General features: G+C 65.3%; 5 protein-coding genes and 1 pseudogene. All 6 read left to right on the forward strand.

Annotated features, from left to right (window positions below; all coding sequences use genetic code 11):
- Positions 1-1,070: amidohydrolase family protein (locus AB0J09_RS54970; protein ID WP_360710300.1), on the forward strand; the 1,070-nt coding region annotated here is incomplete at its 5' end.
- A 430-nt stretch (positions 1,071-1,500) separates the two neighbouring features.
- Positions 1,501-1,724: pseudogene (locus AB0J09_RS54975) on the forward strand (IS1380 family transposase); the annotation flags it as partial.
- Between the two features lie 619 nt (positions 1,725-2,343).
- Positions 2,344-3,084 carry a PP2C family serine/threonine-protein phosphatase gene (locus AB0J09_RS54980; protein ID WP_360710302.1) on the forward strand — a complete coding sequence of 247 codons (741 nt, stop codon included), beginning with the start codon at positions 2,344-2,346 and terminating at the stop codon, positions 3,082-3,084.
- 957 nt (positions 3,085-4,041) lie between these two features.
- Positions 4,042-4,371, forward strand: a complete 330-nt coding sequence (locus AB0J09_RS54985) for a PadR family transcriptional regulator (RefSeq protein WP_360710304.1) — start codon at positions 4,042-4,044, stop codon at positions 4,369-4,371.
- Between the two features lie 2 nt (positions 4,372-4,373).
- The gene (locus AB0J09_RS54990) at positions 4,374-4,778 is read left to right on the forward strand and encodes a DUF1048 domain-containing protein (protein WP_360710306.1); all 405 of its coding nucleotides are present in this window, start codon (positions 4,374-4,376) and stop codon (positions 4,776-4,778) included.
- Positions 4,778-5,454, forward strand: a 677-nt coding sequence (locus AB0J09_RS54995) for an ATP-binding cassette domain-containing protein (RefSeq protein ID WP_360710308.1), incomplete at its 3' end; no start/stop codon positions are given. The genes AB0J09_RS54990 and AB0J09_RS54995, both read left to right, overlap by 1 nt.

The raw sequence follows: 5,454 nt of genomic DNA on the forward strand, positions 1-5,454 counted from the left end.
GGGGCTGCCCGGTCTGCGAAGCGTCAACCCCCGCGCGCCGCTTAACCGCGGCGCGACGGGAGAATCTCCGGCCTTCAGGCCGGGGAGGAGTTCAAAAAGCCGAACAGAACCTGCGCACCTCCCTCAACCTCGGCGTCACCACCGTCCGTGACGCCGGCGGCGCTGACCTCGGCGTCAAACAGGCCGTCGCCGACGGCTTGATCGACGGCTCCGACCTGGTCATCGCGGTGACCCCGCTCAGCCAGACCGGCGGCCACGTCGACGGGTGGACCGTGCACGGCGAGGTCCACTCCCTGCTGGTCCCACACCCCGGCCGCCCCCACACCGTGGTCGACGGTCCCGACCAGATGCGGCTTCGAGTCCGCGAGATCATCCGCGCCGGGGCCGACGTCATCAAGATCTGCACCTCCGGCGGGGTCATGTCGCCCCGGGACGACCCTCGCCACCCCCAGTTCAGCGAGGAGGAACTGGCTGTCTGCGTCTCAGAGGCAGCGGCCTCGGGCATCGGCGTGATGGCCCACGCCCAGGGCACGCCCGGCATCCGAAACGCCGTCCTGGCAGGTGTCCGCTCCATCGAGCACGGCATCTTCCTCGACGACGAGTGCATCGACTTGATGCTGGCCCGCGGCACCTGGCTCGTGCCGACCCTACTGGCGCCGGTCGCGCTCATCCGCATGATCGAGGCAGGCACCCGACTGCCTCAGGCCGTGGTCGACAAGGCCCACTCCGTGGCAGGCACGCACATGGACGCGGTCAGACGGGCTGTGGACGCTGGTGTGAAGATCGCCATGGGCACTGACAGCGGCGTCTTCCCGCATGGGCTCACGCCCGAGGAGCTCCAGCTCATGGTCGAGGCTGGGATGTCACCGTCACGTGCCCTGGCCGCGGCGACCTCCTCTGGGGCTGACCTGCTCGGGCTGGGTGAGCTGACCGGGCGGATCACCCCCGGCCTCCGCGCGGACATGGTCACGGTGGACGGTGATCCCTATGACTTCGGCACCCATGCTCAGCGGGTGCGGCATGTCATCAAGGGCGGCCGCATCGTCCGCAGTCGCTTGGCAGCGGCGTGAACGCTCTGTCCGGCGCCACCGCCTTACGGCTGGCAGACCTCCTGCTGTCTAACGGTCGCTGATCATCCAGAATCGCGTCGAGCGGATGGCCAGGTGTGGTGGGCCCGCCTGGCGCGGGTTTCTGTGGTCAGCTCGGTCGCCGAGAGCCTGCATGGTGGCAACATCCAGGGCCTGAAGCTCGGCGCGGACCCTGACGCCCTGCTCGACAGCCGTTCCTTCCTGAAGAAGGCCCGTGACCTGGACATCGACCCACCTGGAGTACTCCATCGGCTGGGAACTCGGCGAACGCGAACAGAACGCGATCACACGCCTGCCCGCAGATGCCTGGCAGCATGTCATCGGCGCCGGCGGCAAGGCGCGCGACCTCGATGACGCCGGCGTCGTCGAGCTCACCGGCCTGCTGCGCCACTCCATCGGCGGCGACCAACTGGCGGGCTGGCCCGCGGCGATGCGGGTGATCTGCCGCCGCGAACGGCCCGGCCCGGCTCCGGCGCCCAGCTGTCGCTGCTGGAGGAGACCGACAGATGGCGCTACAGCCTATTCGTCACCGCCACTCCCGCACGGCAGCCCGGCCGCCAGCTCGACTTCCTCGAAGCTCGTCATCGTGTCCACGCCCGCGTCAAAGACCGTATTCGCACGGGGAAAGCCACCGGGCTGGCTCACCTGCCCAGCAAATCGATGCAGGTCAACACCGCCTGGTGCGTCGCTGCGGCGATCGCCATCGACCTGCTGTGCTGGCTGCGGCTGCTCTGCCTGGGCTGACGCCCTGGCCGCCTGCCTCACCTTCGCCCTAGCCCTGGCGCCGCCAGGCTGACCAGCGCGAACCGCCCACCCGACCCCAACCCGGAGGAACCCACCTCGGCCCGTGGAACCGACGCCGCCCGACGCGACAGCCGGACGGACAGGCTACCCCGGCAGCTTGACAACAAGATCGAGACAACGGGGGTAGACCGGCCGACTCAGCCGAGCGAACATCCATCGACTACCCGTGACTGATCAAGGCTGAGGCCTGAGTCATCGAGGCTAATCAACGCCGGGGTCCTGTCTATGACTCTGCGAATTCATGCTATGTATGGCAGTCTAAGAAGAGCCGGGCGAAAAGTCCTGGCCAATCTGTTTGCTGGAGGTCAGGTGCATGGGACGCCAGGTGGCGATGGCGAACTCATCAAGTCGGCGAAGACCGTAGCGGCAGGGCGCAGGTTGAAACTGGCATGTCTACACCGAGACGAATCAGCTAAAGATCCCTGCTCTGACATGGAAGGCACGTGAAATCGTGATCCTCACCTGGAATGCGGCCTCCCGAACCTACCTTGGGCCCGCGCGCCGGCGCATCGAGGATGATATCTGCACGGGTCCTTTCCTGTTCGCGATCGCCGACGGCCGCAAGGGTCGGACTGCCGACGACGTTGCCAGCCATCTCGTGACCGAAACCTTGCAGAAGTACGATCGCGAAATCGATCCGTCGGATCTGACAACCGTTCTCGAGCGTGCGATCAACTCGGCGAACGAGTCCATTCGGCAAAAGATCGAGGCTCAACCCGAACTGGCGGGCATGGGCGCCGACCTGGTGGCCATGGCGTGGTCTGGGACCATGGTGGTCTTCGCGAACATAGGCGATACACAGGCGTATGTCGCACGACGAACCGACAGCGGGGCCGCTGAGCTCATCTGGACGACCGAGAGTCATGCCCACGGTATGGCCGACAGCGTGCCGAAGCCACTGGAGCGCATTTCGGGCTTCCTCGACGGACGGCCCGAGGGTCACGCCCCTGACCTGGTAACCCTCAGTCTGTGCGCCGGTGACCGGATCTTGCTGTGCACTGGTGGACTCAGCGCGGTGGTTCCTCACACGCTCCTGATGGAGATTCTGAGCGGACCCGGCGGATCGGCAGAAGCGGCTGATCGTCTCGAGGCCCTTGCCGGGGAGCACGGTGGTCCGGACAACATCACCCTGATCGTCATCGAATTCGTCGACTTCGAGTTGCATCGGGAGGAATACTCGTTCATTGATTAGCCTCCGTCACATGAATCGTTGAAGCGCGATGTCGGAACCGGCAGCGTCAAGTCCTGCACAGAAAGGCGGCCCCACGCGAAATCCGTGAGGCCGCCTTGACCTTAAGCGGTCACCAGACGTTTTCTTTCTTTCGGATCTTCCCCTCTAATTACTTTCGTTATACCAGTAGGAGACCACTTTACCGTCCTCGTTAACTTGATTCCCCGTGTTCCATCGCCCAACTCCACGAACTTTTGATTATATCCCCGCTTGGAGGCAGTGACGGATTCGAGCCACGCCTTAGCATCGGCTTGATATTGTGCCGGCGTCTTGTTAAGTGGGCTTGCCGTGTTTATCGTAGTGGTGCTGGAAACTGTCTTCGAGGGTCTTGTTCGGAGACATCCAGACCGCAGCGAGTTCCTGGGCACACGGAATCCACGACGGTGAAGTGGGTCAGCGGATCAGCTGCAAGCGGAACGACCGGCCAACGCCATTGATCGCGTCACGAACGACGAGCCGTGACTATGGGCCCGCGATCCTCGTGAGGGGCCCGAAGAAGTCAGAAAGACGCTGCAGGTGCTGCGCGCCGGCCGCGCAGGGAGGCGCGCCAGGCCGGCGGATGTCCCGGCGGTGAACAGGCTTGCTGCGGTGTCGTGTCGGCGGCCGTGTCAGCGCGGCAACAGCCCGGTATCAGCGCTTCCGGCGATGGTTATGCCATGAACAGATCAGCAATTACTTCCTCGTGGTCGCGGGCGCTCCCGCCGCGTCCGCGGCGATCGAACTCTCCGGCGGGCTGACGCAGCCCGTCTTCGCCTAAGGGATGGCGGACCCGCTCACGAACAGCGATCAGGCCGCCCGCACCCACACGCTCGAGGCCCCGGCTTACACCTCAGCTATTCGGTGTTGCTATATACCGGTAGTCAGTGTTACTTTGTACCAGTAGTTAGCGTCACCAAGTAGCTGAAAGGGGAGTGTTCCATGGGCAAGCAGCTGACGGAGATGCTCAAAGGAACGCTGGAGGGCATCGTCCTGGCACTCCTGTCCGGCCGGCCCGCCTACGGCTACGAGATCACGGCCTGGCTGCGCGACCAGGGCTTCTCCGACATCGCCGAGGGCACCATCTACGCCCTGCTGGTCAGGATCGAGCAGCGCGGCGTGGTCGACGTGCAGAAAGTGCCGTCGGAGAAGGGGCCGCCGCGCAAGGTGTACTCCCTCAACCCGCAGGGGCGGGAGTACCTCGACGAGTCCTGGAAGACCTGGAGCTTCCTGGCCGAACGGCTCCAACAGCTTCGCAAGGGAGGCAAGTAGACGTGGCTGACGAACCAAAGAGCCGCTACCTGCAGTACCTGGAGATCGTCACCGGGTCGCTGGAGGAGAAGAAGCGCTACCGGCAGTACAAGGCGCGCATCAAGCAGCTTCCCGAGAACTACCGCATCGCGGTCGAAGCGCTGGAGCGGTACCTGATGCACTTCGGGCCGGCCGATGGCGCCGGCGCGATGGCGATGTACGAGGACCTTGCCGATCTGTTCGAACAGAGCGCGGCCGACGGGACCCCGATCCGCGACATCTTCGGGGAAGACCCGGTGGAGTTCGTGGAGGCGTTCGTGGCCAACTACCCGATCGGCCAGTACCGGGCCCGCGAGCGACACCGCCTCACCAGCGCCGTCGAGCGCGCCGCCGGCGAAGACACCGCAAGAAAGGACAGGACAGACTGATGACGAAACAGCAAGCCCCGGCGATCCAGGTGCACGGCCTGGAGAAGTCGTACAAGGAGCTGCGAGTGCTGCGCGGCGTGGACTTCACCGTGGCGCGCGGCAGCATCTTCGCCCTGCTCGGCTCCAACGGGGCGGGCAAGACCACGGCCGTGAAGATCCTTTCCACGCTGCTCAAGGCCGACGCCGGGACAGCCAGCGTCAACGGCTTCGACGTCGCCACGCAGGCGGCCGACGTACGGGAGTCGATCAGCCTCACCGGGCAGTTCGCCGCCGTGGACGAGATCCTCAGCGGGCGGGAGAACCTGGTGCTGGTCGCCCGTTTGCGGCACCTCAAGAATCCGGGCAAGATCGCCGATGACCTGCTCGCCCGCTTCTCGCTCACCGACGCGGGCGGACGGAAGGTGTCGACGTATTCGGGCGGCATGCGCCGCCGCCTCGACATCGCGATGAGCCTGATCGGCAACCCGCCGGTCATCTTCCTCGACGAACCGACCACCGGGCTCGACCCCCAGGCACGCATCGAGGTGTGGCAGGCCGTCCAGGAACTGGCCGCCCAGGGCACGACGGTGCTGCTCACCACGCAGTACCTGGACGAGGCCGAACAACTCGCCGACCGGATCGCGATCCTCCACGAGGGCCGCATCATCGTCAACGGCACCCTGGACGAGCTCAAGCA

It is taken from the genome of Nonomuraea sp. NPDC049784 (assembly GCF_040659615.1).
Taxonomy (GTDB): domain Bacteria; phylum Actinomycetota; class Actinomycetes; order Streptosporangiales; family Streptosporangiaceae; genus Nonomuraea.

What these genes read in the sequence shown, in the direction of transcription:
- AB0J09_RS54985 (WP_360710304.1), top strand. Translation starts at nt 4,042, where the DNA reads ATGGGCAAGCAGCTGACGGAGATGCTCAAAGGAACGCTGGAGGGCATC.